General features: G+C 67.3%; 28 protein-coding genes. 13 read left to right on the forward strand and 15 right to left on the reverse strand.

Going from position 1 to position 25412, the window contains the following annotated elements:
• Positions 1 to 24 precede the first annotated feature (24 nt).
• Positions 25 to 663: an aa3-type cytochrome oxidase subunit III gene (gene ctaE, locus H623_RS0101915; RefSeq protein ID WP_022899256.1), complete on the reverse strand. Its 639-nt coding sequence runs from the start codon at positions 661 to 663 to the stop codon at positions 25 to 27.
• A gap of 133 nt (positions 664 to 796) precedes the next feature.
• Between ctaE and trpD the strand changes: the two genes are divergently transcribed.
• Genes trpD through dhaM form a run of 4 tightly spaced genes read left to right on the forward strand, consistent with a single transcriptional unit; the run spans position 797 to position 4250 of the window.
• On the forward strand, positions 797 to 1846 hold the full coding sequence (gene trpD, locus H623_RS0101920) for an anthranilate phosphoribosyltransferase (RefSeq protein ID WP_022899257.1): 1050 nt from the start codon (positions 797 to 799) through the stop codon (positions 1844 to 1846).
• Positions 1847 to 1871: 25 nt separating this feature from the next.
• Positions 1872 to 2867: a dihydroxyacetone kinase subunit DhaK gene (gene dhaK, locus H623_RS0101925; RefSeq protein ID WP_022899258.1), complete on the forward strand. Its 996-nt coding sequence runs from the start codon at positions 1872 to 1874 to the stop codon at positions 2865 to 2867.
• A gap of 43 nt (positions 2868 to 2910) precedes the next feature.
• Positions 2911 to 3546, forward strand: a complete 636-nt coding sequence (gene dhaL / locus H623_RS0101930; RefSeq protein ID WP_022899259.1) for a dihydroxyacetone kinase subunit DhaL — start codon at positions 2911 to 2913, stop codon at positions 3544 to 3546.
• Positions 3543 to 4250: a dihydroxyacetone kinase phosphoryl donor subunit DhaM gene (dhaM, locus tag H623_RS0101935; RefSeq protein WP_022899260.1), complete on the forward strand. Its 708-nt coding sequence runs from the start codon at positions 3543 to 3545 to the stop codon at positions 4248 to 4250. Before dhaL ends, dhaM begins: the two co-directional genes overlap by 4 nt.
• A gap of 29 nt (positions 4251 to 4279) precedes the next feature.
• Here dhaM and H623_RS0101940 read toward each other — a convergent pair whose 3' ends face one another.
• On the reverse strand, positions 4280 to 4846 hold the full coding sequence (locus H623_RS0101940; protein WP_022899261.1) for a TetR/AcrR family transcriptional regulator: 567 nt from the start codon (positions 4844 to 4846) through the stop codon (positions 4280 to 4282).
• 56 nt (positions 4847 to 4902) lie between these two features.
• On the opposite strand from H623_RS0101940, the gene H623_RS0101945 reads away from it, so the two are divergent.
• The gene (locus H623_RS0101945; protein ID WP_022899262.1) at positions 4903 to 5376 is read left to right on the forward strand and encodes a DUF1772 domain-containing protein; all 474 of its coding nucleotides are present in this window, start codon (positions 4903 to 4905) and stop codon (positions 5374 to 5376) included.
• 81 nt (positions 5377 to 5457) lie between these two features.
• Here the strand turns inward: H623_RS0101945 and H623_RS0101950 are convergent, their stop codons facing one another.
• A complete protein-coding gene (locus tag H623_RS0101950; RefSeq protein WP_022899263.1) occupies positions 5458 to 6648 on the reverse strand; it encodes a DUF4192 family protein in 1191 nt (396 codons plus the stop codon).
• A gap of 458 nt (positions 6649 to 7106) precedes the next feature.
• Here H623_RS0101950 and H623_RS21640 point away from each other — a divergent pair, with 458 nt between their 5' ends.
• From H623_RS21640 to H623_RS0101965, 3 genes are all read left to right on the forward strand, one after another.
• Positions 7107 to 7730 carry a hypothetical protein gene (locus H623_RS21640; RefSeq protein ID WP_157560859.1) on the forward strand — a complete coding sequence of 208 codons (624 nt, stop codon included), beginning with the start codon at positions 7107 to 7109 and terminating at the stop codon, positions 7728 to 7730.
• A gap of 9 nt (positions 7731 to 7739) precedes the next feature.
• Positions 7740 to 8093 (forward strand): hypothetical protein, encoded by a 354-nt coding sequence (locus H623_RS0101960; protein ID WP_022899265.1) that lies wholly within the window; start codon positions 7740 to 7742, stop codon positions 8091 to 8093.
• A 133-nt stretch (positions 8094 to 8226) separates the two neighbouring features.
• The gene (locus H623_RS0101965) at positions 8227 to 8607 is read left to right on the forward strand and encodes a helix-turn-helix domain-containing protein (RefSeq protein ID WP_022899266.1); all 381 of its coding nucleotides are present in this window, start codon (positions 8227 to 8229) and stop codon (positions 8605 to 8607) included.
• 7 nt (positions 8608 to 8614) lie between these two features.
• Here H623_RS0101965 and H623_RS0101970 read toward each other — a convergent pair whose 3' ends face one another.
• Both H623_RS0101970 and H623_RS0101975 read right to left on the reverse strand, forming a co-directional pair.
• Positions 8615 to 9202: a ClpP family protease gene (locus tag H623_RS0101970; RefSeq protein ID WP_022899267.1), complete on the reverse strand. Its 588-nt coding sequence runs from the start codon at positions 9200 to 9202 to the stop codon at positions 8615 to 8617.
• Positions 9199 to 9828 carry a ClpP family protease gene (locus H623_RS0101975; RefSeq protein ID WP_022899268.1) on the reverse strand — a complete coding sequence of 210 codons (630 nt, stop codon included), beginning with the start codon at positions 9826 to 9828 and terminating at the stop codon, positions 9199 to 9201. The genes H623_RS0101970 and H623_RS0101975 overlap by 4 nt, the downstream gene beginning before the upstream one ends.
• A gap of 232 nt (positions 9829 to 10060) precedes the next feature.
• Here H623_RS0101975 and H623_RS0101980 point away from each other — a divergent pair, with 232 nt between their 5' ends.
• On the forward strand, positions 10061 to 10615 hold the full coding sequence (locus tag H623_RS0101980; protein WP_022899269.1) for an HdeD family acid-resistance protein: 555 nt from the start codon (positions 10061 to 10063) through the stop codon (positions 10613 to 10615).
• A gap of 90 nt (positions 10616 to 10705) precedes the next feature.
• On the opposite strand, the gene H623_RS0101985 is transcribed toward H623_RS0101980, so the two are convergent.
• The gene (locus H623_RS0101985; protein WP_022899270.1) at positions 10706 to 12754 is read right to left on the reverse strand and encodes a S9 family peptidase; all 2049 of its coding nucleotides are present in this window, start codon (positions 12752 to 12754) and stop codon (positions 10706 to 10708) included.
• 4 nt (positions 12755 to 12758) lie between these two features.
• A complete protein-coding gene (locus H623_RS0101990) occupies positions 12759 to 13526 on the reverse strand; it encodes an SDR family oxidoreductase (protein ID WP_022899271.1) in 768 nt (255 codons plus the stop codon).
• A 164-nt stretch (positions 13527 to 13690) separates the two neighbouring features.
• On the opposite strand from H623_RS0101990, the gene H623_RS0101995 reads away from it, so the two are divergent.
• The 4 genes from H623_RS0101995 (at position 13691) to H623_RS0102010 (ending at position 16673) form a co-directional block, all read left to right on the forward strand.
• Positions 13691 to 14173, forward strand: coding sequence for an NfeD family protein (locus H623_RS0101995; RefSeq protein WP_022899272.1), 483 nt, complete (start codon positions 13691 to 13693; stop codon positions 14171 to 14173).
• The gene (locus H623_RS17275) at positions 14170 to 15423 is read left to right on the forward strand and encodes an SPFH domain-containing protein (RefSeq protein ID WP_022899273.1); all 1254 of its coding nucleotides are present in this window, start codon (positions 14170 to 14172) and stop codon (positions 15421 to 15423) included. Before H623_RS0101995 ends, H623_RS17275 begins: the two co-directional genes overlap by 4 nt.
• Entirely contained in the window at positions 15416 to 16228 is an 813-nt protein-coding gene (locus tag H623_RS17280) for a glycerophosphodiester phosphodiesterase family protein (RefSeq protein ID WP_022899274.1), read from the forward strand. The genes H623_RS17275 and H623_RS17280 overlap by 8 nt, the downstream gene beginning before the upstream one ends.
• Before the next feature lie 79 nt (positions 16229 to 16307).
• Positions 16308 to 16673, forward strand: coding sequence for an RNA polymerase-binding protein RbpA (locus tag H623_RS0102010; protein ID WP_022899275.1), 366 nt, complete (start codon positions 16308 to 16310; stop codon positions 16671 to 16673).
• A 53-nt stretch (positions 16674 to 16726) separates the two neighbouring features.
• Here the strand turns inward: H623_RS0102010 and lnt are convergent, their stop codons facing one another.
• The 8 genes from lnt to H623_RS0102050 form a co-directional block, all read right to left on the reverse strand.
• Entirely contained in the window at positions 16727 to 18415 is a 1689-nt protein-coding gene (lnt, locus tag H623_RS0102015; protein WP_022899276.1) for an apolipoprotein N-acyltransferase, read from the reverse strand.
• 48 nt (positions 18416 to 18463) lie between these two features.
• Positions 18464 to 20890, reverse strand: a complete 2427-nt coding sequence (locus tag H623_RS0102020) for a DEAD/DEAH box helicase (RefSeq protein ID WP_022899277.1) — start codon at positions 20888 to 20890, stop codon at positions 18464 to 18466.
• Positions 20891 to 20925: 35 nt separating this feature from the next.
• Positions 20926 to 21720 carry a twin-arginine translocase subunit TatC gene (tatC, locus tag H623_RS0102025; RefSeq protein WP_245558857.1) on the reverse strand — a complete coding sequence of 265 codons (795 nt, stop codon included), beginning with the start codon at positions 21718 to 21720 and terminating at the stop codon, positions 20926 to 20928.
• Between the two features lie 6 nt (positions 21721 to 21726).
• On the reverse strand, positions 21727 to 21972 hold the full coding sequence (gene tatA, locus H623_RS0102030) for a Sec-independent protein translocase subunit TatA (RefSeq protein ID WP_026939803.1): 246 nt from the start codon (positions 21970 to 21972) through the stop codon (positions 21727 to 21729).
• Between the two features lie 2 nt (positions 21973 to 21974).
• Entirely contained in the window at positions 21975 to 22310 is a 336-nt protein-coding gene (locus tag H623_RS0102035) for a hypothetical protein (protein WP_245558859.1), read from the reverse strand.
• A 22-nt stretch (positions 22311 to 22332) separates the two neighbouring features.
• Entirely contained in the window at positions 22333 to 23316 is a 984-nt protein-coding gene (locus H623_RS0102040; RefSeq protein WP_026939804.1) for a helix-turn-helix transcriptional regulator, read from the reverse strand.
• The gene (locus tag H623_RS0102045) at positions 23309 to 24331 is read right to left on the reverse strand and encodes a helix-turn-helix transcriptional regulator (RefSeq protein WP_022899281.1); all 1023 of its coding nucleotides are present in this window, start codon (positions 24329 to 24331) and stop codon (positions 23309 to 23311) included. The genes H623_RS0102040 and H623_RS0102045 overlap by 8 nt, the downstream gene beginning before the upstream one ends.
• Positions 24332 to 24425: 94 nt before the next feature.
• Positions 24426 to 25358 carry a hypothetical protein gene (locus H623_RS0102050; protein WP_022899282.1) on the reverse strand — a complete coding sequence of 311 codons (933 nt, stop codon included), beginning with the start codon at positions 25356 to 25358 and terminating at the stop codon, positions 24426 to 24428.
• Between the last annotated feature and the right edge of the window lie 54 nt (positions 25359 to 25412).

Here is a 25412-nt window from a genome sequence, read left to right on the forward strand (position 1 = left end):
GAGGTAGCCCTGCTCCTGATTTATCTATTTGAGGACGTAGATGACCAGGAAAAGCCCGATCCACACGACGTCGACGAAGTGCCAGTAGTACGAGACGACGATGGCTGTCGTCGCCTCCTTGTCGCCGAACCTGCGCACGGCGAAAGCGCGACCGATGACAAAAAGCATCGCGATGAGTCCGCCGGTGACGTGGAGCGCGTGGAACCCGGTGGTGAGGTAGAAGACGGAGCCGTACGCGTTCGAGTTGATCGCGACGCCCTCTCCGACGAGGGTGGCGTACTCGACTACCTGGCCCGCCACGAAGATGGCGCCCAGTGCGTAACTCAAGGTGAACCACTCGACCATGCCCCACTGACGTGGGCTCCAGCCGGTGGATCGCGATTGGAATCGTTCGGCGGCGAACACGCCGAACTGGCACGTGAAGGAGCTGGCGACCAGGATGAGCGTGTTCGTCAGCGCGTAGGGAACGTTGAGATGAGCCGTCTCGGATGCCCAGAGCTGGGGTGAGGTGGAACGGATGGTGAAGTAGATCGCGAAGAGGCCCGCGAAGAACATCACCTCACTGCCCAGCCACACGATGGTGCCGACCGCCACCACGTTGGGGCGGTTGATCGCCGGCGCCGAAGCCGATGGAGATATCGAGGTGCTCGTCACGTGTCCCATTATGGCCGATTTCGGCCCTTCGTTTTCGCATTCGGGCCCCGATCGGGCCCGATCAGGCGTTTGTCCGACCACAGACAGGGCGGTGCGCTGCACATGGGCCCGGGGCAGACACCCGACCTCTAAGATCGCAGACATGGCGGAATCCCGAACCTGGCCGACGATCATCTCCACCGTGCTCGAAGGAGAGCACCTCAGCGTGGCCGAAGCGGCCTGGGCGATGGAGCACGTCATGACGGGGCAGGCGAGCGACGCGCAGTTGGCGGGCTTCCTGGTGGCCTTGCGCTCGAAGGGGGAGACGGTCGACGAGATCGTCGGATTCCGGGACGCGATCCTCGAGCATGCGGTGCCGCTGCCGCTCGACCCCATGGCGCTCGACATCGTGGGGACAGGCGGTGACCGTTTCGGGACGGTGAACGTGTCGACCACGGCGTCTATCGTCATCGCCGCGGCGGGAGTTCCCGTGATCAAGCATGGAAATAGGGCGGCGAGCTCGAAGTCCGGCTCCTCGGATGTGCTGGGGGCTCTCGGCCTGGACCTCACGATGTCCGCGGATCGCGTCGCAGAGGTGTTCGGCCAGGTCGGCATCACGTTCGCCTTCGCTTCGATGTTCCATCCGGGATACGCGAACGCGGCGGCCGTGCGCCGGGAACTGGGCATACCGACCGTGTTCAACATTCTCGGTCCGCTGATCAATCCAGCGCGGCCCGAGGCATCGGCCGTCGGTGTGGCCCAACTGGACAGAGTTCCCCTGATCGTCGGAGTGTTCCAGACGCGCGGAGCGACGGCACTGGTGTTCCGTGGTGACGACGGGCTCGACGAATTGTCGACGACGGGCCACAGCCACGTCTGGGAGGTCTCACGCGGCCTGGTGACCGAGCACGACATCGACCCGCGCGATCTCGGCCTGCCGCGTGCCGACATCAATGACTTGCGCGGAGGCGACGCCGCCCACAATGCGCAGGTGCTGCGCAGCGTTTTGGCGGGAGAGAAGGGACCGGTGCGCGACATCGTTCTGCTGAACGCCGCCGCGGGTCTCGTGTCGTACGAATTGGCGACCGATCCTGCCAGCGGGCAGCGCAGCATCCTGGAGAGATTCTCAGACAAGTTGGGTGTGGCAGCGCAGGCCATCGACGCTGGTGCGGCCGCGTCCAAGCTCGATGAATGGATCGCCGCAGCCGGGTGAGCCGACCCGAGGAAGCGGGAGAGGGTTGAAGAAGCTTCTGAACGATCCGCGACGGTTCGTCGCGGACGCCCTGGCGGGATTCGCGGAGGCGCACGCCGACATCGTGCGCGTGCAGTCGTCGCCGGTATTCGTGACCCGCCTGCGGATGAGCGCCGGAAAGGTGGGGGTCGTCTCCGGCGGTGGCAGCGGCCACGAGCCGTTGCACGTCGGCTTCGTCGGCCACGGGATGCTGGATGCCGCGGCACCCGGCGAGATCTTCACCTCGCCCACGCCGGATCCGATTCTGGCCGCCACGCGCGAAGCCCACCAGGGTGCCGGCGTGTTGTATCTCGTGAAGAACTACACCGGCGACGTGCTGAACTTCGAGACGGCCGCGGAACTGGCCGCCATGGAGGGGATCGCGGTGCGCACCGTGGTCATCGACGACGACGTCGCCGTGCAGAATTCGGAGTTCACGGCCGGTCGCCGAGGGGTGGCGGGCACGGTGCTGATCGAGAAGATCGTGGGCGCGGCCGCGGAGCGCGGCGACGGTCTGGATGCTCTGGCCGACCTCGCGACGCGGCTGACGGCATCCGTGCGATCGATCGGCGTGGCGATCGGTGCGCCGACCGTGCCGCACTCCGGGAAGCAGAGCTTCGAACTCGCGCCGGACGAGATCGAGTTCGGCATCGGAATCCACGGTGAGCGCGGACGAGCCCGGGTCGGCATGGCGCCGGCTGACGAGCTCGCGGACCGGGCTCTCGAGGCGGTGCTGGACGACATTCCTCGGGAGGGCGAGCGGACGATCGTGCTCGTCAACGGCATGGGCGCGACACCGCCCGCCGAACTGTACGTGGTGTATCGACGGATCGCGGAACGGCTACGTGGAATCGGAGCGCACATCGAGCGCTCGCTCGTGGGCTCCTACGTGACCTCGCTCGACATGGCGGGGTTCTCGGTTTCGCTGCTGTCGGTGGACGACGAACTGCTGTCGCTGTGGGATGCCCCGGTGCGCACGGCCGCGCTGCGCTGGGGAATGTGAACGGCTCCGCCGAGGGAGACGACGTGGAGGAGAAGAGGACGAGATGATACTGGACACCGCCTGGGCTGTGGCCTGGATGACGCGCGCCGCCTCCGACATCGCCGAGCAGGCAGGCGAACTCGGTGAGCTGGATCGCGCGATCGGCGACGGGGACCATGGCGAGAACATGAACCGCGGGTTCACCGCGGTGCGGGCCTCGCTCACGGACGTCGCCGAGGACGCGCTGCCCGCCGATGTGCTCAAGACCACCGCCATGCGCCTGATCTCGTCCGTCGGGGGAGCGGCCGGCCCGCTCTACGGCACGGCGTTCCTGAGAGCGGCCGACGCGGTCTCCGGTCGTGCCCATCTCGACGGCGATGACGTTCTCGCCTTGCTCGACGCGGGCTTGGGTGGCATCGAGGAACGAGGCAAGGCATCGCCCGGAGACAAGACGATGGTGGATGCCTGGGCCGCCGCCGTCGATGCTGCTCGCGGCGCCGCCGAACGCGATGCGGACGCGCTCGAGGTGCTCCGTGCGGCGGCGCGTGGCGCACAGCACGGAGCCGAGTCAACGGATCGGCTGTTGGCGCACAAGGGCCGGGCGAGCTATCTCGGCGAGCGCGCGGTGGGACATCGCGATCCCGGCGCGGCCTCGACGGCGATACTGCTGCGCGCCGCGGCCCAGGCGGCGGAAGCATGACCGGAACGGTGCCCGGAGGCGACCGCGTGGGCCTGGTGATCGTCTCGCACAGCGACTTGCTCGCGCGCGGCGTCGTGGAGCTGGTCACGCCGATGGCAGCGGATGTCGCCGTGATCGCGGCGGGCGGAGACGGCTCGGGCGGGCTGGGGACGGACGTGGAACGCGTGATGCGCGCGGTCGAGGGAGCGGATGCAGGTGCCGGCGTGCTCGTGCTGGCCGACCTCGGCTCCGCGGTGATGAGCGCGGAGACCGCGATCGAGCTGCTCGGCCCGACCTGGTCGGGGCGAGCGGTGGTGTCCGACGGCGCCCTGGCCGAGGGCGCCGTCGCCGCGAGCGTGCGCGCGCAGACCGGCGGAACGCTCGCGCAGGTGGCCGAGGCGGCTCACTCGACTAGTCCGGGGGCGGTCGCGGCGCAGGCGGAGGCATCCGCGGGGGAGAGCGGCACCGGCTACTCGCGTCGGGCAACTCTCGTGAACCCGGACGGGCTGCATGCACGGCCGGCGGCCGAGTTCGTGAAACTGGCGACGGGTCTCGGAGTCAAGGTCACGGTGAACGGCAAAGACGCGCGCAGTCTGCTGAGCATCCTGTCGCTAGGACTCACGCAGGGTTCCGAAGTCGAGATCGCGAGCGTGGATGCAAGTGGCGCGGATGCCGTCGATCGCCTGATCGCGCTCGTCGAGTCGGGCTTCACCGCGGGGGAGTGAGGCGTCGCCGGCCCACGCGCGACGGGTGGTCACTCGTCGCGGCCGAAGAGTCGGACAATCTCCTCGACGCGTTCCTCGTGAAGCACGGCCGGCAGCCGTCCGGAGCGCATGAGTTCGCTCGCGCCGTGCAGCAGGCTCCAGAGGAGCTCGGCTCGCAGGTCGGAACGGTGGGGATCATCCACGGCGACTGCACGCCGGATGGCAGCGAACCCTCTCAGCAACTCCGGCGGCGTCTCTGAGGATGCGAAGCGCAAGTTGGTCAGACCGGTGAACATCGCCTCGACCACAGCGGGATGCGCGTTCGCGTAGTCGAAGTATGCGGTCACGACGTGGCGCAGGATGCCGTCGTCTTGCGCATTGGCGCTCAGGGCGGCGGCGATCTCGGCGGATCCGTCGAGCACAACCTGTTCGACCACCTGTTCTCGTCCGCCGGGGAAGTGCTTGTAGAGGATCGGCTGGCTGACGCCGACCGACTCGGCTAGACGGCGGACGGTGACAGCGCTCCACCCGTCGCTCTCGGCAATCGCTCGAGCGGCGGCGACGATGGCGACGCCGCGAGCGGAGAAACGCTCCGCTGCTTGCGTTGATCGTGGCATGGCGCTACGTTAGCATCACTAACCGTTAGCAGTGCTAACCAAACGGAGGGCAAGAGTTGGACATCATCATCGGCATCAGCGCCACGATCGCGATTCTCAGTGTCGCGGTCATCTTCGGCACCGACGTGCTCGCCGCCGTCGTGCTCCGATCTGTCTACGCCACAGTGGATGACCGCACGCTCGTTCAGGCGGTGGGGAGGGGGCACCATTTCGGTGACCGACGGTTGCCGGTCGTCGGTGTGCTCGGAGTCGTCTTCACGGTGATCACAGCGGGGCTGGGATTCATCGGGGGAGTGCCGGTGGCCGGTGCCCTCGCGTCCGCTGCTCTTCTGCTGCTCGTGGTCTGGCTCGTGCTGTTCGCGCGGATCGCTAAGCCGATCAATGCTCGCCTGAGCGCTGCGGCGCTGGCCGATGAGGTGCCGACGGATGCTCGGCGACTACAGGACCGTTGGGAATCCATCATCACGGTGAGAGCGGTTCTGCAGGGTGTCGCCGTGCTGCTGCTCTGCCTCGCGCTCGTCTTGGGATGAGCAGGTGCGCAGCGGGCTGTACGGGCGCGTCGAGACGATCAGGAGACGAATCACCGCCCTCGGGATTCGTTCGCGCGATCGTCACCTCGATCTCTTGCCGGCTCGACGCCGGGCAGCGCGGTTCGGCAAGGCGCTCGTGAATACCCATTCCGGACTCAGGTGAAAGAACAGGGTGTGGTACACGGGTGCCAGCGAATTGTTCGGCGCGAGGCGGCGCGCAGTGACGATCGTCGCGTCGGCCGCACTCGAAAGACCGCGCGCCCACTGCGTCCAGGCGAGAGCACACAGGAGCCACGACCGTTCGGGAAGCGGACAGTGCGCGATGGCGTGCGCGAGAACGACTGAACCGGCGCGCAGCCGTGCGGCCGAGGGCATCCTGTGCGTCTGCCCTGACAAGAGGTTCGACAGTTGCTCGTTCTGCCTGCTGACACCATCGCGCTCGACCTGATCCATCAGCAGGTCGCTCGGTTCGCGGCCGGAAGCCGCCGCAGCCGCACGCAGCGCCAGCGTGGCGGACCAGGACCGGGCGCCCATGGCTCGGCCGAACGCGATCTGCAGCACGGTCCGATCGACGGCGCCCTCGGAATCGATTTGAGCGATGAGCCGCGCCACGGTGAGCGCAGAGGCTTTCGACGGATCGCCCTGGAGCGTCGTCTCGAGGAATTCCACTGGATCATGTGGAGCAAGCGGTTGCGGGGGACCGGACGAATCACGTCCTCTGCCGGCGGTGGGCCGGCCCCGCAGAAGATCGAGCACCTGCCGAGCGACGACCGGATCGGTCTCGGGCGACCTGACTTCTTCGTCGGCGCGCAAATCGGCCGGAATCTGCTCTTTCGCCGCCTCGATCTCCGATATCGGACGCGGGGCCGCGAGGCCTCCCTCGAAATAGGGCATCCAACCGTCGATGGCGACGATGGCGGCATCTTTGATGTGGTAGCCGGATTGGTGCAGTCGCTCGAGGAGGACGCCGAAGGCGCCGTGCCAACGCGGGACGACATCGCGGAAGGGTTCATCCCGGTATATGACGACAGACACGCTGTCGCAGTCCTTGAGCTTCGAGAGGGTTGCGAGCACCGACGAGGCGAGCGTGCGTGCGGCGGCGGGTGACGGCGATGGCTCCGTGTCGATACGCATGGCCCGTGAGGCTTGCTTCCCCACGAACGGCGCGACGACGAGACTGTTTCTGACGGAGACGCCGGTCAGAGTGGGCAGAAACGCGAGCAGGGCGGCGGTGGATGAGAGCTTGACGACGGGAACCGTGCGGGTTGACATGCGTTCATCGTGCTGGTGACCGTCACACCGTGGAGCGCGGGACGACGATCTGGGGATAACTCGTCGGCTTGTGGGGAGAGCGTGCGCTGGGGACCGGGGAGTCGGAACTCACGTACGGCCGCCATGGCGGATCCCCTTGATTTGACATAATGTGCATTATCAGTCATTAAGTAGCGGGCGTTCGTGCGCTTCGTGATCAAGACCCGACAGGTCAACCGCGATCTCACCATGGCCAGACGGCACTGCACCCCGAATGAGCTACGGCGACCAAGACCATGCCACCCGCGGCATCACCGCTTCTGACAGTTCGAGCGCCACATCCGGGGTGGCTCGATCGGCTAGTTCTCGCTCATTCGAGCGGGTATAGTGCGCGGCCGCGTCTTCCGTTGACAGGCACCCCATCATGGATGTAAACCATCGTCTAGGACGGGAGTCATCCCAACCCGAGTCCTTACCAAGTGAAGGATCTCAAGGATATGAAGCGTCGAACAGTCACACTCCTGGCAACCGTGGTGGGTACTCTCGCTCTGACATTTGCTGGCACGGCCGGGGCTAATGCCGCGACGACGCCGAGCGCTCCGACGCCATCGGCCACCGGCGGAATCATTACTATCTGCCCCGGCACGACTCTGAACCTGGACGATGCGCACGGCGTTCCGTTGTCAATGGCCGCTCAACGGCAGCTGATCAATTCTTTGGTCTTCAAATGCGAGAACCCTGATGCACCCGCTTCCGGAGAGGTGACTTCCTCCGGAGTTCACTCCTTCGCGGTGACTCCGGACGCAACGACCATCCCCGGTGTCGGATATCTCGCAGCGCGCCTGTCGATCGCCCCGGGTTCGTACAAGGCACGGGCAGATGCTAGTTCCCTGGCCGCGGGGTCCAAGACGCTGACGTGTGATTATGAGATCGGCGGTGGAGCGTGGCAGATCTGTGGTGGACCGATCCTGATCCTAGGAAGCTCTGGTCAGACGTCACAGGTCGAGTTCTGCCCGGTGCCTGGCCAGCCGACGGAGGTGATGGCCTGGCTCGATTACAAGGGTGCCCAGTACTACGACTCGGTGTACGGAACGACCAAGTAGCGTGAAAACATGCAGCTCTACCGAGGGATTCTGACTTCCGCAACGGACCCCTCCGCGGATGTCGTGTTCGCGGACTCCACAGACGATCTTCTAGTCCTTCGGCTGAGAGGTGGTTCCCGAGAGACAGCTCTCGGGAACCACCACGTCTTCGCCAGCAGCACCTTGGCCCGCCCGGACTACGTCCTCACCGACGAGCACGGAACTACCCTTCACGCGCGCCAAACCAACGACTTCGGCTCCATCCTTCCGGGAACGGTTGATGTGGTCATTCCCATTTCGGACGCACTCGTCCTGACCGACGTCCTCACGCTCAGTGCAGAGGCAGAGCCCATCACGATTAAATTCTCGCTACAGCCCCTCTGAGGGCCTGATTGACCCCCGCTCTGCCGAATCCCGTTCTTGCCAGTTAATCATCCGTGGGACGAGGCCACGGCCGGGTGTTCTGCCGTGAGCAGAACGCCCGCTGCGACGGTCTTTCGCCGTCTTAACATGAGGCATGGCCGAGTCGAAGTCGCTGATGTACCTGGTGTCCGCTGAGACGTCACGTTCGCTTTCGAACGAACGCGCCGATCCGAAGGAACGCGCAGAACGTGAACCGCTCTGGCGCCACATGGTCGGCGCCCGTCTTCGCAGCCTCCGTCACGAGCGCGATGAGACCCTGACGGAGACGGCGAAACGGGCCGGCGTCTCGTGGCAATACCTTTCCGAGATCGAACGCGGAACGAAGGAGCCGTCCAGCGAAGTGATCGCCGCAGTGGCGAACGCGCTGGACCTCACGCTGCTGGACCTCACCCAGGCCGTCGCGGACGATCTGCGTGCCGTGCGTCCCGCTTCGACGACGGCGGTGTGTTCCGCCGCCTTCGCACTCGCGGCGTGATTCGAACTCATCTTTGTTCGATGACGTTGTCGATCAGCCCGTAGTCCTTCGCGCCGCGCGCCGTGAAGATCCTGTCGTGGTCGGTGTCGGCACGCAGCGTCTCGACGGTCTGGCCCGTGTGCCGACTGAGGATGTCCTCGAGGTCGGAGCGGATGCGAACCACCTCATCCGCCTGGAGAATCAGATCGGGAATGGCACCTCTCCCCTGCGCCGCCGGCTGATGGAGAATGACGCGGGTGTGCGGCAACGCCGCACGTTTTCCGGGGGTGCCCGCGGCGAGCAGCACGGCGCCGACAGCAACGGCCTGTCCGACGCAGGTCGTCGCCACCGGTGGGCGGATGTAGCGCAGGGTGTCGTACACCGCGAGCATCGCGCTCGGATCGCCGCCCTCGCAGTTGATGTAGAACTGGATGTCGCGCTCGGGATTGTCCGCTTCGAGATAGAGGAATTGGGCGATCAGCGCGTTCGCGACGCCGGAGTCGATCGCCGTGCCGAGGTAGACGATACGTTCGGCGAGAAGGTGCGAATACACATCCATGATCCGTTCCCCGCGCGAGTCCCGCGCGATGACGTTCGGGATCGTGTAGCCGCTCATCGTGCCTCTCCCCCGTTCTGCGCCCGGAACCCGGCGCGGTCGCGTGCGCGCGGAAGCAGCTCGTTGTAGCTCTGGACGATCGAGTCGATGAAGCCGTAGGCTCTGGCCTCCTCGGCCGTGTACCAGCGGTCGTGGAGAGAGTCCTCGAAGACCCGCTCGGCGCTCTGGCCCGTGTCCTCCGCGATGAGCCCGAGCACCGTGTCGCGTGTGTAACGCAGATCGTCGGCCTGCAGCTCGATGTCGACGGCCGTGCCGCCGATTCCCGCTGATCCCTGATGCATGAGGATGCGGGCGTGTGGCAGCGCGCGCCGTTTGCCCGGCGTTCCGGACGAGAGCAGGAACTGCCCGGCGCTGCATGCCAGGCCGAGGGCAAGCGTGGAGACGTCGCAGGGAACCAGCCGCATGACGTCGCGAATGGCGAGCATCGACGGAACGGAGCCGCCCGGAGAGTGGATCCACAGAGCGATGTCGGTGCCCGGGTCGATCGCGGCAAGACTCAGGATGGATGTCGTCAGAAGTGCGCCATTGTCGTCGTCCAGTGGGCCGTCGAGTACGAGAACGCGCTGTTCGTACAGTTCGCGTCTGGCGCGGCGGTCGAACGACGGTGGCGTCGGAGAATCGGTCATGACTGACACGATCGTCCGCTCGTGCGTGCTGCGCGGCCGATTCTGCTCACGGCAGCGCGGCCCTCAGCAGAATGGCCTCCTCTCCCCCGCATCGGATTGTTCGACGCCGGACGCGACGACCTCGCGACACGATCGGGGTGATTCCGGCCCAATCAACCGGGAGAACGTGCGTCGCGGCGATAGTCTGCCGCCAGTACCGTTCACAGGCACCACTCAGGAAAGGCTGGCCTTCATGTCCGCTGAAACATCCGCACGCTCCACCGCGGTCAATGGCATCCGCACGGCGCTCGGCGTCGGCGGCGTGATCGCGCTCATCGTCGGGATCATCATCCTCGTCTGGCCGGGGCACGCTGCCGTGGCGCTGACGGCCGTGATCGCCGCCTACGCGATCGTCGCCGGTCTCGTCTACGCCGGCCTCGGGATCTTCTCGAAGACGATGGGCGGATGGTCGCGGGTGGGCCACATCATCCTCGGCATCGTGTTCGTGATCGCGGGCATCATCGCGTTCACGGAACTGGCGATCGCGGCCGCGTGGCTTGCACTCTTCATCGGGGTCCTGGTCGGCATCATGTGGATCGTCGAGGGTGTCGTGGCGCTGACGACGCTTGGGTCGGCGACCTCGAAGGGATGGTCGCTGTTCTTCGCGATCCTCAGCATCATCGCCGGCATCATCCTGCTGTTCTCGCCGCTGTGGGGTGCAATCGTGCTCTGGTGGCTGATGGGCATCTCGCTGGTCGTGCTCGGCATCATCCAGATCGTGCGCGCCTTCACCTTCAAGACCGCGTAATCACCACACCCGACAAAGGCGCCGTCCGCAGGGCCGGCGCCTTTGTCGCGCTCATCGACGACAGCGCGTTGTCGAGGATGTCGTCACGCGCTACGCCGACGCGGCGTTGCGTTCGCTGGGCAGGTGCCGTGCCCACCAGTCGAGGATGATCTCGAACCTCTGCACCCGGTGCCGAGGGCGGCCCGCTCTGCTCAGCTCGTGGTCTTCGCCCGGAAAGACGACCAGCTCCGTCTCGACGCCGGCGCGCTTCAGCGACGCATAGTACCGCTCAGCCTGTCCGAGAGGACAGCGAAGATCCTGCTCCGAGTGCATGACGAGCGTCGGCGTGCGCACGTCGTTCACGTGCGCCTGCGGACTCTGCGCGGCGATCAGCTGCGGATCGGTGCCGTTGTACTCCTCACCGAAGAACGAGCCGATGTCGCTCGTGCCGAAGAAGTACTCGGGGTCGAGGAAGCCTCGCTCCACGATGGCGCCTGCGAAGCGGTGGTCGTGCGCGATCGTCCACGCCGTCAGATAGCCGCCGTACGACCCGCCCAGGATTCCGAGGCGGTGCGCATCGAGCTGTGGATGCGCGGCGATCGCGGCATCCAAGAAGTCGAGCACGTCGTTCAGGTCGACGGTGCCCATGCGCCCTTTGATCGCGCGCCCGTGCTCCTGGCCGTAGCCGGCCGATCCGCGTGGGTTGCAGTAGACGACCGCGTATCCCGCGTTCGCGTAGACCTGGGACTCGTCGAACAGGTGCACCGAGTACTGGGCGAACGGGCCGCCGTGGATGTTGAGCAGCACCGGATGCGGGCCTTCACCCTCGGGCAGTACGACCCAGCCGTGCACCGGATAGCCGTCACGGCCGGCCGTTTCCAACTCGACAGGGACGCGGATGCTGCACTCCCCTATCTCGGCGGAGAAGTCGGTGAGCACGTGCACGGCCTCGGCGCCGGCCTCCGCCGGCGCATCAGAGCCCTCCGCCGTCGACGAGGCGTCGACCACGCCGATGTCACCGAAGGAGGTCGGCGACTGGAACGCGATCACCACGCGATCTCCGGCGGCCGCTGTTCCGGTGACCTCGCGATCGGCGACGAGCACGGTGGCCTCGCCGTCGTCGGTCACGGACAGCAGAGTCACGCGGCCGCGGGTCGTGTTCTGTACGAGTGCACCCGAGGCGGTGAGCACCACGGTGCTGCCGGTGAGGTCGATGGACTCGGCGTCGGTCAGACGCCGCGGCTCCTCGCCGGGCGCGTCGATGCGGAACAGGCCGGAGTTGCGTGCGACGAAGTCGCGGCCGGACTCCCCCACCTCCTGCGCGATGAAGTAGATCGCGCCGTCGTGCCCGAACGCGACCGATCCGCTGCTGCTCAGCGACAGGTTGCGCTCCGGCGCGACCGCGATCGTCCGTTCACCGCCGTCGACCGGGACCAACGTGAGGATTTCGCGCAGGTCCTCGTCCGAGCCGAGATGTCCGTCGGAGACGACCGCGATCAACCTGCCGTCGGGCGAGAACTCGATGGCGCCGTGTTCCGCGTCGTCGCTCGTCAGCTGCCGCGCTTCGGGAGTCGCGGGCAACGGCTCTGCGGGGCCGCTGGAGCTCGCGGCCGGCTGGACCACCGGTTCTGCGCCGGGAGCGGGCACGTCGACGAGGTACACCTGGCTGCGGCGGTCACGCATCCAGCCGAGCCCATTCGCCGAGTAGCGGTACGTGGTGAAGCGACGTGGCGGCTCAGCGGAGGCGTCCACTCCCTCGACGGTTCCGTAGCGGCCCTGCTCGGGGTCGCGGGAGACGAACGCCACCTTCGATCCGTCGGGCGCCCAGGCGAACTCGGTGACGCCGAGGGTGCGGTCGGTGAGGCGCACGGGTTCGCCGCCCGTGGCCGCCATGATGTGCAGCTGCGCGGGCTTGCCGGGCTCGGCGCGGAGGAAGGCGATCGCGGATCCGTCAGGCGAGAACTGCGGGGCGCTGTCGCGGAACCCTCGCGTGAGGCGCCGCGGCGTTCCGTCGCGCGTCACCTCCACCGACCAGAGCTGCCCGACGTAGGCGTCAGCACCCAGGTCGGGGCGCGAAGTCGCGAAGACGGCCGTGACGCCGTCGGGGCTCAGCGTGGGACGGGAGACGGAGACGAGCCGAGTGATGTCTGCGGGCTTCATGCGATCACTCCGCTGCGCCGAAGTCGCTGACGTCGCCGATGAGATGCGTGTGATCGGCCGGAATCGGCTCGACCGCGGCGCGCGCCACCTCTGCCGCGAATTCTCCGACATTGTAGAGCCTGCCCGCCGATTCCCGGCGTTCGGCGATGGCGCCCGGGTTCGCACGCTCGAGCAGCGTGGCGGTGATGGTGCCCTCGATCATGTCGCCGGAGACGACGACGAAACCGATGCCACGGGCATCCAGTTCGGGGATGATCTCGCGAAGGGCGTCTTCGCCGGCGCGTTTGCTGAGTGCCACCGGCTCGTACTCGGGCATGGTCGGTGTGGTGCGGATGAAGTGCGCCTGGTGGCTCGTGACGAAGACGACGCGGGCGCCGTCGGCCAGCACCGGCAGCGCGCTGCGGAGCACGTTGACCTGTGCGTCGCGGTTGAGCTTCATGGCGTAGTCGGCCTCCATGCCCGACTCCATGCCGCCGGAGGCGTTCAGCACCAGGATGTCCAGACCGCCGAACTCGTTCCTCACGGTCTCGAACATGGCCGAGATCGACTCCGGGTCGGTCAGGTCCGCTCCGACGACGAGCGCTGTGCCCCCGGATGCCTCGATCGAGCTCGCGAGCTTGCGCGCCCTGGCCTCCTTGTTGCGGTAATTGATGACCACGCTTGCACCGGCCTCGGCGAAATAGCCGACGGTGTCGGCGCCGATGCCGCGGGACGAGCCGGTGACCAGGGCACGCTTGCCGGTCAGCGACGAGGGGGCGAGAGGGTTGCTCACGATGGGGACTCCTAGCATTCGGTGGGCACATTCGACAGCGCCCGGAAGGCACCAGGACAGTATCTCAGGCGCCACGTCGTCAGCGCGGCTCGCGTGGCAGGTGCCCTTCGCGGTGCAGACACGGCATGCTGGTAGCGTCGGAGCCGATCCGAGGGGAGCCAGCGATGGACGTCGTGTCGTCATACGCGTGGATCGCGTGGCTGGTGCTGATCCTCGTGTTCGTGATCGTCGAGATGCTCTCGCTCGACTTCGTTTTCCTGATGCTCGCCTTCGGGTCGCTCGGCGGTCTGATCAGCGGCCTGTTCGGCCTCCCGTGGTGGGGCCAGCTCGCCGTCGCGGCGGTGCTTTCGATCCTGCTGCTGTTCCTGTTGCGGCCACCGCTGCTGCGTGCGCTGCATCGCGGTGGTGATCCTGCACGGAGCAACGTGGCCGCGCTGATCGGCCAGGCGGGCCAGGTGGTGCAGACATTCGGCGCCGACGGCAAGGGACTGGTGAAGCTCGCCAACGGCGAAGTGTGGACGTCGCGGCTGGCGCCGGTCGACGTGACAGGGACATCCGTACCCATCGAACCGGGCGAGCGCGTGCTCGTCACCGCGATCGAGGGGGCGACGGCGATCGTCGTTCCCACAGGAAGGACCGCGGCATGAACTCCACAGAAGGGCTCGTCGTGCAGATCGTCGTCGGGATCATCGTTCTGATCGTTGTGATCTTCGTGCTCGTCACGCTGTTCCGCGCGATCCGCATCGTGCCACAGGCCACCGCGGGCGTCGTGGAACGCCTCGGCAGATATCACAAGACGCTCTCCCCCGGACTCAACCTCCTGGTGCCGTTCGTCGACCGGCTTCGCCCGCTTCTGGACATGCGCGAACAGGTCGTGAGCTTTCCGCCGCAGCCGGTGATCACCGAGGACAACCTCGTGGTCTCGATCGATACCGTCGTCTACTTCCAGGTGACGGATGCCCGCGCCGCCACCTATGAGATCGCCAACTATCTCGGCGCGGTCGAGCAGCTCACGACGACCACGCTGCGCAACGTGGTCGGCGGCATGAACCTCGAGGAAGCGCTGACAAGCCGCGACAACATCAACAACCAGCTGCGCAGCGTTCTCGACGAGGCGACGGGCAAGTGGGGCATCCGGGTCAGCCGTGTGGAGCTCAAGGCGATCGATCCGCCGGTGTCGATCCAGGACTCGATGGAGAAGCAGATGCGCGCCGAGCGTGACCGCCGCGCGCTGATCCTCACCGCCGAGGGCACCAAGCAGTCCGCGATCCTCACGGCCGAGGGCACCAAGCAAGCCGCGATCCTGAACGCGGAGGGATCCGCCCGTGCCGCGGTGCTCGAAGCCGAGGGGCAGGCGAAGGCGATCGACACGGTCTTCACCGCGATCCACCGCGGGCAACCGGACAATCTGCTGCTGGCGTACCAGTATCTGCAGACGCTGCCGAAGATCGCCGACGGCGCCTCGAACAAGCTGTGGTTCATTCCGAGCGAGTTCACCGAAGCTCTTCGCGGCATCGGCGAAGGGTTCGCGACACGCGGGAGCGGAAATCCCTTCGCGGCGTTCTCCTCGCCGTCCGAAGCGGAGGACGCTGGTGGGTCGTCCCACGCGCCGGACCCCTCGATCGACGCCGTGCTCTCGGACGACTCCGCCGAGCAGGCTGTGCGCGAGGCGGAGAACGAGGCGCGCAAGGCCGAGGCGGGACGCGTCGGTGACCTGACTGCGGCGGCCGCGCCGGTCATCCCCGACCCGCCGAGTGCCGACCCGCCGAGTGCCGACCTGCCGAGTGCCGACCTGCCGAGTGCGACGGCACCGAACGACGGCGCCGAACCTTCCCACGACGCGGAGTCCCCGGACGACACAAGGACGGACGACGCGACACCGCGGTCGGATGCCTGAGCCGGTCCGCTTCTTCGACGGCACTCCTCCGCGCGTCATCGCGCACCGTGGCCTCGCCCGCGGTGCGGCCGAGAACACGATCGGTGCGTTCCGGGCGGCGCTCGACGCGGGCGCGGACATCCTGGAAACGGATGTGCACGGCAGCGCCGATGGCGTGGCCGTGATCTGTCACGACGACGACCTGAGCCGCATTGCGGGTGTGGCCGACCCGGTCGAGGCGTTGCCGATGCGTGAGCTTCTCGCCCTGGAGCTGGTGCACGGTGGACGCCTCGCCACGCTCGCCGAGGCGCTGAGCGAATTCCCGGATGCGCGCTTCAACATCGACATCAAGACCGATGCGGCACTGTCGCCGACGATCGACGCGATCCGGGATGCCGGTGCCGAGCCGCGCGTGCTCGTCACCTCGTTCGGTCAGCGTCGTCGGCGCCGGGCCCTGCGGGCACTGACGGGTGCGGCCACCTCGGCGTCGACGCCCGGTGCGTTCCTTGCCGTGATCGGCACGAGACTGCGTCTGCCCGCGCTCGTACGACTGGGGCTGCGCGCGGTGGACGCCGTTCAGATTCCTCGCCGCCATCGCGGTGTGACGGTGCTCACCCCCTCGTTCGTCCGTGCCGTGCACGACGCAGGACGCGAAGTGCACGTGTGGACTGTCAACGACCCCGACGAGATGCGCGAGGTGCTGTCGATGGGCGTCGACGGCATCGTCTCGGATCGGTGCGATCTGCTGGCTGCGGTGCTCGCCGAGAGTTCGCGGCGGGACGCCCCCGCGACCGACGGGCGAGAAAATCACCTGAAAGGAGACTGAATCTCTGCGCGGGGCGGGCAGAGAATGCCCAGCTTGACGGTTTATAAGTGTGGATGCGACGCGAGAAGGAGACCACACAATGGCAGACCGCAGCTTGCGCGGCATGAGGCTAGGCGCCCAGAGCTTACAGAGCGAAGAGGGCGTCACGTTTTCGGCCCGCACCACCTACACCTACAAGTGCCCGAACTGCGACCGCGAGACGGATGTCGTGTTCGCCGCTGACGCTGAGGCCCCCGAAGCCTGGGAGTGCAAATACTGCGGCCACGAGGCGACGCTCCTCGTGAACGACGCGCCGGTCGAGATCGACCGTTCCGACGTGAAGGCGCCCCGCAGCCACTGGGACATGCTGCTCGAACGCCGCACCCGCGACGAGCTCGAGGAGCTTCTCGAAGAGCGACTCGCCTACCTGAGGGCCCGCCGAGGCGAGCACAAGATCGGCGCCTGAGCTCTCATCACCTGACGCAGCCTGCCGCGAGGCGGGCTGCGTTTTTGTGTGACTCAGCTGGTGGCACGGCGTGGGTCGCGACGAGCCGTGACGCCGGCGATCACGAGGCCGCCGAGTCCGAGACCGGCGACCAGCACTTCGAACGCCCGGCTGAGCAGGGTGGCGGGAGTCGTGGAGGTGCCGAGCGGGACATCCGCCACCATGGCGCCCGCCTTGTAGGCACGTAATCCGACGATCGTGCGACCGTCGGGATCGATGATCTGGCTGGTGCCGACCGTGGAGATGTTCACCAGGCTGCGAGCGGTTTCGATGGCGCGCAGCCGCGCGATGGCGAGTTGCTGCACGTTCTCTTTCGTGGTGCCGAAGTCGGCGTTGTTCGTCTGCGCGATGATGATCTGGGCACCGCCGGTCATCATGTCGGTCGTCAACTGGTCGTCGACGATGTCGAAGCAGATCGAGATGCCGGCTTTGACTCCGTTCACGTCGAACACGTTCGGACGTGTTCCCGGCGTGTAGTCGCGCTGGATGAGGCCCAGCAGGTCGGGCGCGAACGGCGTCCAGAACGCACGGTCGGGCACGTACTCCCCGAACGGCACCGGATGCCTCTTGTCGTAGTAGGCGACGGCGCCCTTGCCCGCCTTCCACAGCAGCGACGTATTGAAGTACTTGCCGTGCCGGTGCGTGATGGTACCGACGATCATGGGCGAGCCGAGCCGCTCGCTGAGGTTATCCAGCACCTGCGCTGAGGTGCGGTCGCGCGTCGGATCGATGTCGGCGCTGCCCTCGGGCCAGACGACGACGTCGGGCTTCTCGTCGAGGATGGGCAGAGTCGCCTTGATCTGCGCGTTCATCACGTCACCGACCTGATGAGGCTCGAAGTAGCCTGCCGGTCCGTTCCCCTGCACGGCGCCCACTCGCCACGTGCCGGCGGTCGTGGCCGGCCACACCGGCACCGCGAGCACGAGGGCGATCGCGATCAGAGCGATGGCCGCGCGGATCTCGGGGCGGCGCGCAGCGGCATCCAGGCGGCCCGTCGACGGCCGGATCGTGCTGCCCGAGAACGACTCCTCCGAGAACGGCGTCGTCGTCGACGTCGACGTCTTCATGAAGAACGCGCCCACCGCTGTCTTCCACGTGCGCGACGGCGAATTCAGCACGGCGGAGCGTCGTCGGTATCGCACGCACTCGAGAGCGAGCGCGACCAGCCACACCATGAGAAAAGTGACGCCCGCGATTCCGAACCAGGCGACCAGATGCGCGAGCGGACTCTCGGACTGCGAGAGCGCAGCGCGTCCCCAGGCGAAACCGCCGTAGGGCCAGTTGCCGGTCAGCCACTCGCGGCCGGTCCACAGGCCGGCGACCACGACCGGGAGGACGCCAAGGCGGCCGAGTGCGGTGGGGAACGACCGCGGGAGCCATCGGTAGGCGAGCGCGATCGCCACCGCGCACAGCGCGAAGAACAACGACTCGAAGACCGACAGCGCGAGCCAGGGAATCGGGCCGAGGTAGAGCGCCGTCCACGACACCTGCGTGAGATAGAACGCGAGGCCCGAGCAGAACCCGACGAGTACGGCACCGCCGACAGAGCGTCCGATCACGGCGATGAGCATCAGGGCGAGGCCGAGGAACGCGAGCGGCCAGAGGCCGAGTGCGGGGAACGCGCCGTCGTAGACCACTCCCCCTCCGGCACCCAGGATCACCGCCAGCCACGACGGGATCGGCGGTCGGGCGGGCGGGGTCACGATGCGAGCATAGGGGACGTCACCCTGGTGCTCGCCGAAGAACCGTACTCAGCCGACGGCCGAGTACGCGACGATGCCGCGCCGCACCCCGTTCAGGGCGTCCCGTGCCGTCGCGGACAGCGCACGGTCGCCGACGCCGACCAGCTGGTCGAGCAGATCGATCACCTGCTTCGCCCAGCGTACGAAGTCTCCGGCCGGCAGGTCGGCTTCGGTGAGGACCGCTGCCAGCGATCGCCCGGATGCCCACTGATGCATCGCGATGCACAGCGCCGTGGACAACGGCTCGCTTCCGGCGAGCCGATGCTCACGCTCCAGGTCGTCGAGCCGCGCCCACATCGTCTCGGTCTTGCGCAGCGCGTCGACGAACTCGCCACGTGGGAGGAAGCGCTCGGCGGGGTTCTGCTCGTCGCGGCGAGGCTCGAAGACGATGGCGCAGGCCATCGCCGCGAGTCCGGGCGCATCGAGCTTCGACCACACGTTGCGGCGTACGCACTCCGACACGAGCAGGTCGCGCTCACCGTAGATGCGGGCGAGGATCCTGCCGTGCACGGTCGGCGCCAGCGTGCCGTCGCGTTCGCCGAGGTAGCCGAGTTCGACCAGCACGTCGCTCACGCGATCGAACACGACGGCGACGGCGCCGGTGCGCGAGCGGATCTGGCGAGTGAGGGCATCCGTCTCCCGCTTCAGGCGCCACCATCGCTCCGCCCAGCGGGCGTGCTTCTCGCGCTCCGCGCAGCCGTGACACGGATGCTGCTTCATGCGCCGGCGCAGATCGGCCAGCTCGCGGGCGCGTGCCTCGCGGGCGGCGGCGCTCTGCGGGCCGGACTTCGCGCCCTTGCGCTCGAGGTCGCTGAGCTCACGTCGCAGCGCCGAGTACTCGGCGAAGTCGCCGAGGTGGCACTGCATCGCGCGGGCGTATCCGGCGAGGGACTCCTCCTGCTTGCGCACGGTGCGCGCGAGATCGACCACGGCACGGTCCGCCTGGAACTGCGCGAACGACGACTCGAGGATCTCGCGGGTGCGTTCACGTCCGAACTGCGTGACAAGGTTGACAGCCATGTTGTACGTGGGTCGGAAGCTCGAGTTGAGCGGGTAACTGCGCCGGGACGCGAGGGCTGCGACCGCCTGCGGGTCGAGCCCGTCGCGCCACTGAATGACGCAGTGCCCCTCCACGTCGATGCCGCGACGGCCAGCACGGCCGGTGAGCTGCGTGTACTCCCCCGGGGTGATCGGCACGCGCGCTTCGCCGTTGAACTTCTCCAGGCGTTCCAGCACCACGGTGCGGGCCGGCATGTTGATGCCGAGCGCGAGCGTTTCGGTGGCGAAGACGACCTTGACGAGCTTGCGCCGGAACAGCTCTTCGACGACCTCCTTGAAGGCGGGAAGAAGGCCGGCGTGGTGGGCGGCGACGCCGCGCTGCAGTCCTTCGAGCCAGTCCCAGTAGCCGAGCACGGCGAGGTCGTCATCGGCGATCGTGCGGCAGCGCTCTTCCGCGACGCGCCTGATCTCCTCGCGCTCGTGCGCCTCTGTGAGCCGGATTCCCGACCGCAGCACCTGCGAAACGGCCTGGTCGCAACCCGCGCGGCTGAACACGAAGAAGATGGCGGGCAACAGCCCCCGATTGCCGAGCAGTCGCACCACGTCGGGGCGGTCGACGCGTTCCGTGTCGCCTCTCCCGTACGAGCGACGGCGGCCTCGGTCGGACCTACCGCGAGAGCCGGAGGGGCGTCCGCCGACGCGCGCCAGCTGCACGAGTTCCGGATTGACCCGGTTCGCCGCGCCGCGCGCCCCGGATTCGAACAGGTCGACCATGCGCTGCCGCACGAGAACGTGCTGTTCCAGCGGTACCGGCCGGTTCTCGGAGACGATGACGTCGGTGTCGCCGCGAACGGTCTGCAGCCAGTCGCCGAATTCCTCGGCGTTGGATACCGTCGCCGACAACGACACGAGCCGCACGTGCGCCGGAAGGTGGATGATGACCTCTTCCCAGACGGCACCGCGGAATCGGTCGGCGAGGTAATGCACCTCGTCCATGACGACGTACGCGAGGTCGGTCAGCAGATCCGATTCGGCGTACAGCATGTTGCGCAGCACCTCGGTGGTCATGACGACGACACGCGCGCCGGCGTTCACGTTGGTGTCCCCGGTGAGCAGGCCGACGGCATCCGAGCCGTACTCTTCGACGAACTCCTGATACTTCTGGTTCGACAGCGCCTTCATCGGGGTGGTGTAGAACACCTTCGCGGAGCGCTCGCGCATGGCCAGAGCAACGGCGAATGCGGCGACGATCGTCTTGCCCGCACCGGTGGGCGCGGCGACGAGCACGCTGCGCCCGTCTTCCAGTGAGGCGCACGCCTCGCGCTGGAACGGGTCGGGGTCGAAGCGCTGCCGCAGCTGGAACTCCTGGAGCCGGGGATGCCCGGCCCTGCCCCGCGACGCCGCGTAACGCTCCGAGGGCGACAGCTGGTCGGTCATCCGATCAGCCTACGCACCGTGTGCACGCGCCGGATTCAGGACGCGAGTTCGGCCTCGATGTCGAGCTCGCGCTTCGCCAGCCGGCGATCGTGCAGCGTGGCGATCAGCCATGACAGCAGGTAGAGGACCACGAGCGGCAGGGCGAGAAGGAACATCGAGATGACGTCGGCCGACGGCGTGGCGATCGCGGTGAACACCATGATCGTCAGGATCGCCCAGCGCCACGCCTTGATGATCGCCTTCGCGCTGATCACCCGCATGAAGTTGAGCAGCACGACGAACACCGGCAGGACGAACGCGATGCCGATGACGATGATGAGCTTCAACACGAAGTTGAAGTAGTCGGATGCCACCAGCAGCGTCGTTTCGCCGCTCGGCACGAAGCTCGTCAAGACGCCCACGATGTGCGGAACGACCCACCAGCCGGCCGCGCAACCGGCGAGGAAAAGCGGAACTGCCGTGAAGAAGAACCCGAACGTGTAGCCCTTCTCTTTGCGGGTGAGCCCGGGCGTGAGAAACGCGAAGATCTCGTACAGCCACAGCGGTGACGAGGCGATGATGCCGATGTACACGCTCAGCTGCAGCTTCAGGTCGAACGCGGCGGTGACGTTCGGCCAGTTGATGCTCGCGTTCTGAGACTTCGCTATCTCATGCACGGGCAGGCTGATCGCGTCCCAGACGAACGGCTCGAGGAACCATCCCGCGATGGCGCCGGCGGCGATGCCGGCGGCCACCCAGAAGAAGCGGTTCTTGAGTTCCCTGAGGTGGGACCCCAGGGACATCCGGCCTTCGGGATTCCTGCCGCGCTTGGTTCGAGCGGCGGTGCTCACGACAGGCTAGATCTTGTCGGCGGGCTTGTCGGCCGCGGCAGACTCGGACTTGATCTCGGCTTCGGTCTTCGCCGACTTGGCCGCCTCGGCGGCCTCGTCCTCTTCTTGGCTCTCACGGATCTCCTTCTTGAAGATACGCGTGGACTGGCCGATGCTGCGAGCGAGCGCGGGAAGACGCGTCGCGCCGAACAGGAGCACGATGATGAGCAGGATGATCCAGATGTGCCATCCGCTGAAGAGATCGCCAAGCATTTTCAGTGTCGCTTTCGGAGTAGGTGGGAGAACCGACTCGGGTCGGCTCTCACTAGGAGTTTACCGCGTCGGATCCGGGCTTCCCGCCGAGTATGCCTGATCGTTGCATTGCGCGCACGCCGTTCCTCCCGAACCGCAGCGTATTCACGGGCTGGACCGAGTGCGGCGGGGTGGAAGGGCGGTTCGGGCTCGGCGTCGGTGAGATCGGAGAGCCTCTCGGTCTTCTCCATAAGCTCGCCGAGAGCGTGCATCGTCGCCATGCCCTTGCGGAAGAGTCGATAGCCGAGCGCGACGAGCATCGCGAGCAGGCCGAGCACGAGCACGGCCCAGATCACCATCCACGACCACCACGGCATCGCGTTACCCCTCTGTCTCGTATCGAGCTGCGCCGGCACTCGCCCATTCGGCGACGGCGTCGCGCGCCTCCTGCGGTGCGGTGACGGTCACCTGGCCGGCGAAACGCGCCACCATGCGCTTGAGGCCGTGATAGTGAGCGACTCGCACCTTCGTGTGCACGACGTCGCCCTCGGCGATTCGCTCGGCGTCGTCGGGGATGAAATCGGCGATGAGCGGCAGCGTGCCCGCCTGAACATCGACCGACACCGTCAGGTCGTCGTCGGCGCCCTGGAACAAGCGTTCGGGCAATACCACGCTCGCGGCGTGCTCACTGATCGGCTCCCCCGTCGAGGCCAGGTGGTCGATGCGGTCGAGCCGAAAGGTGCGCACGGCCTCGCGAAGATGGCACCATCCGCGCACGTACCAGTCGTCGTTGACCGACTCGATGCGCAGCGGATCGACAGTGCGCCGTTCGGTCTCTCCGCGGGCGTTCACGTAGTCGAAGTCGAGCTGTGTACGGCGAGTGACGGCATCCTGGATCAACGCGACGGTGTTCCGCAGCGCGGCTGGTGCAACGGCGACCTGCGCGGCCCCGGAGGCGGTGCCCCGTTCGAGCTTCGCCATGAGCGACGCCATCGCGTCACGATCGGCGTGCTCGGGAAGCGAGCTCAGGTACTGCAGGCCTGCGATGAGTGCCGCGGCCTCGCGGGCGGACAGGCGCGGGGTGTCGTCGATCGCCACGGTGTGGGTGAGCGAGATGCGGTCCTGCGTCTCGAGCTCGTCCCAGTCGATGTCGAACAGATCGCCCGGCAGGTAGGCGTGCGACTCGCCGGGCAGCCCGGAGACGGCGATGAGCATCACGGCGTCGCGGATCTGCTTCGAGCCGACCTCGAACGCGGCAGCGACCTCCGCGACCGGCACGCTGGAGTGATCGAGCAGGTACGGAATGAGAGAGAGCAGCAGGGCGAGCTTGTCGCGGGCGTCTCGGGGCGTGGCGGACTCAGGCACGGGCATCCGTCCCTTCGTGTTCGGAACGAGGGCCCGTGTGCGTACTCAACGTGAGTCCCAGACGGTCGCGCACGGCCTGCACCAGTCGCGGCGGTGACACGACGCGCACCTCTGGGCCGTACGCGGCGAGCTCGTCGGCGAGGAGAGCGGTGTCGGAGTAGTGGATCAGCAGGTTGCCGTCGGACGTGCGCGAGGTGTCTTCGCGCTTGCCGAGCCGCACCCAGGCATCCGTCGCCGGCAGGACGTCGAGCTCGGCGCGGTTGCGTTCCCAGATCTTCTGCAGCTCGTCGAGCGCGTGCGAGGCGAAGTCGGAACCGCGTGGCACGAACGTGGTCGCCGTCACGCGAGGCGTGCCGATGACGCGGGAGAGCAGGAAGGTGCGCGGGGCATCCGCACCCCTGTCGTGCGCGTGCAGCAGCCACCTGCCGTGGAACTGCACGAGCGCGAGCGGCTCCGCCACGCGCTTCGTCGGAGCGGACTCCCCCGGCTTGAGGTACTCGAAGTTCACGACCGCGTTGCGCTCCAGCGCCACCTCGAACGGTTCGAACGCGGACTCGCGGGTGCGCACTCGCGGCGCCAGGCCGACCACGGGATCGTCCGCCTCGAGGCCGAGCGCCCGGAGCTTCATGATCGCCCGGCGGGACTCCGCCGACAGCGACCCCTCGCGCCAGACGGTCGCCGCGAGCAGCAGGAGCGCCATCTCTTCCGGGGAGAACGTGATGTCGGCCGGCAGGTCGTAGGCGGCCTTCGGGATGCGATAGCGCATGCTCTGGTTGTTGCCCGGGTCTCCCGGGTCGTCCACTGTCTCCAGCGGGATGCCGAGCTCGCGGATGTCGTCTTTGTCGCGCTCGAACTGACGTTCCAGTGCACTGTTGTCGCCCCGCTCACGGTAGCGCGAGCTGTAGCCCTGCACGCTGGAGAGTATCTCCGCCTTGGTCAGGCCGGCCTCGGTCGCGACGAGCGTGAGCACGAGCGAGAAGAGTCGCTCCTCGACCGGAACCTTCTGTGGAGACACGCAGGCAATCCTAGGGTGTGACTGACGAATCGGCGGCCGAGAAGGATGCCCGTGGCGCGGCGAGCGGAGAACCGCGCGACCCGACGCCCGACGGTTACTTCCAGATGCCGAGGATGTCGATCACGTACGCCGTCGCGTTGCTGCCGGGCGTGACGACGATGATCTGGCTGCCGACCTTGTGTCCGATGAGCTGCTTGACCACGTCGGCGGGGACGGAGGAGCCGCTGGTGCTCGACCACACGACGGGCGAACCGTCGCTCCAGCTGGACGCCGCGACCGTGTCGGGGTCGTTCCAGGCCACCGAGGTGAAGTTGACAAGCACGCCGTGCGAGCCCGTCACCTTCGTGATCGTGGCGCCCGAGCCCTGCTTGAGCACGGCGGTGCGCAGCTTCGTCGGGGCGTCGTTCGAGGGGATCTTGATGCCCGGCCGGCCGTTCGGCGCCAGCACGACGGTCGGCATGCCCGGCTGAGACGGACGGGGCTCGCCGGTGGCCCGCGACGGATAGACCTTCTTCAGGTCGAGCACGAAGACGGCCGTCGTCGAGTTCTTCAGGCCGGTGTTGGACCCGGCTCCGAACAGCTCTTTCACGGTTCCCGTGACTGCCACCCGCGACCCCGCCGTGCTGCAGGCGAGCGCTTTGCCGAGCCCGGTCGCCGACGATCCGCCGATGACGAGGTTGAACGTGCCGGAGGCGCCGAGGGCCCTACCAGTCTTGCCGTTCGAGTACGCGAGTTTGCCGACGACGACGTCGCCGTCCGAAATCGTCGCGCCGCTGCCCTTCTTGAGCGTGCTCTTCTGCACCGTCGCCGACTCGAGCGGAGTCGGAAACGACACCGACGGGGACCCGAAGTCGCCGGATGCCCGTACCAGGTGCGACGCATCACCGGGCTGGACGCACGAGGCGCCGCTACCGGACGCCGAGCATCCGGTCAGGCCGAGCGTGACCAGTGCTGCTGCGGCGAGCAGTGCGGGTGCCGTGCGCGCGACGGTGCGTCGCGCGTGCGTGGATGCGAGGGCTCTGCGCACGATTCCTCTTTCGGTGGCGAGATGTCGGTGTTCGCCGATGGTCGGCGCTCCGGC

This window comes from Humibacter albus DSM 18994 (assembly GCF_000421825.1).
In the GTDB taxonomy this organism is placed as follows: domain Bacteria; phylum Actinomycetota; class Actinomycetes; order Actinomycetales; family Microbacteriaceae; genus Humibacter; species Humibacter albus.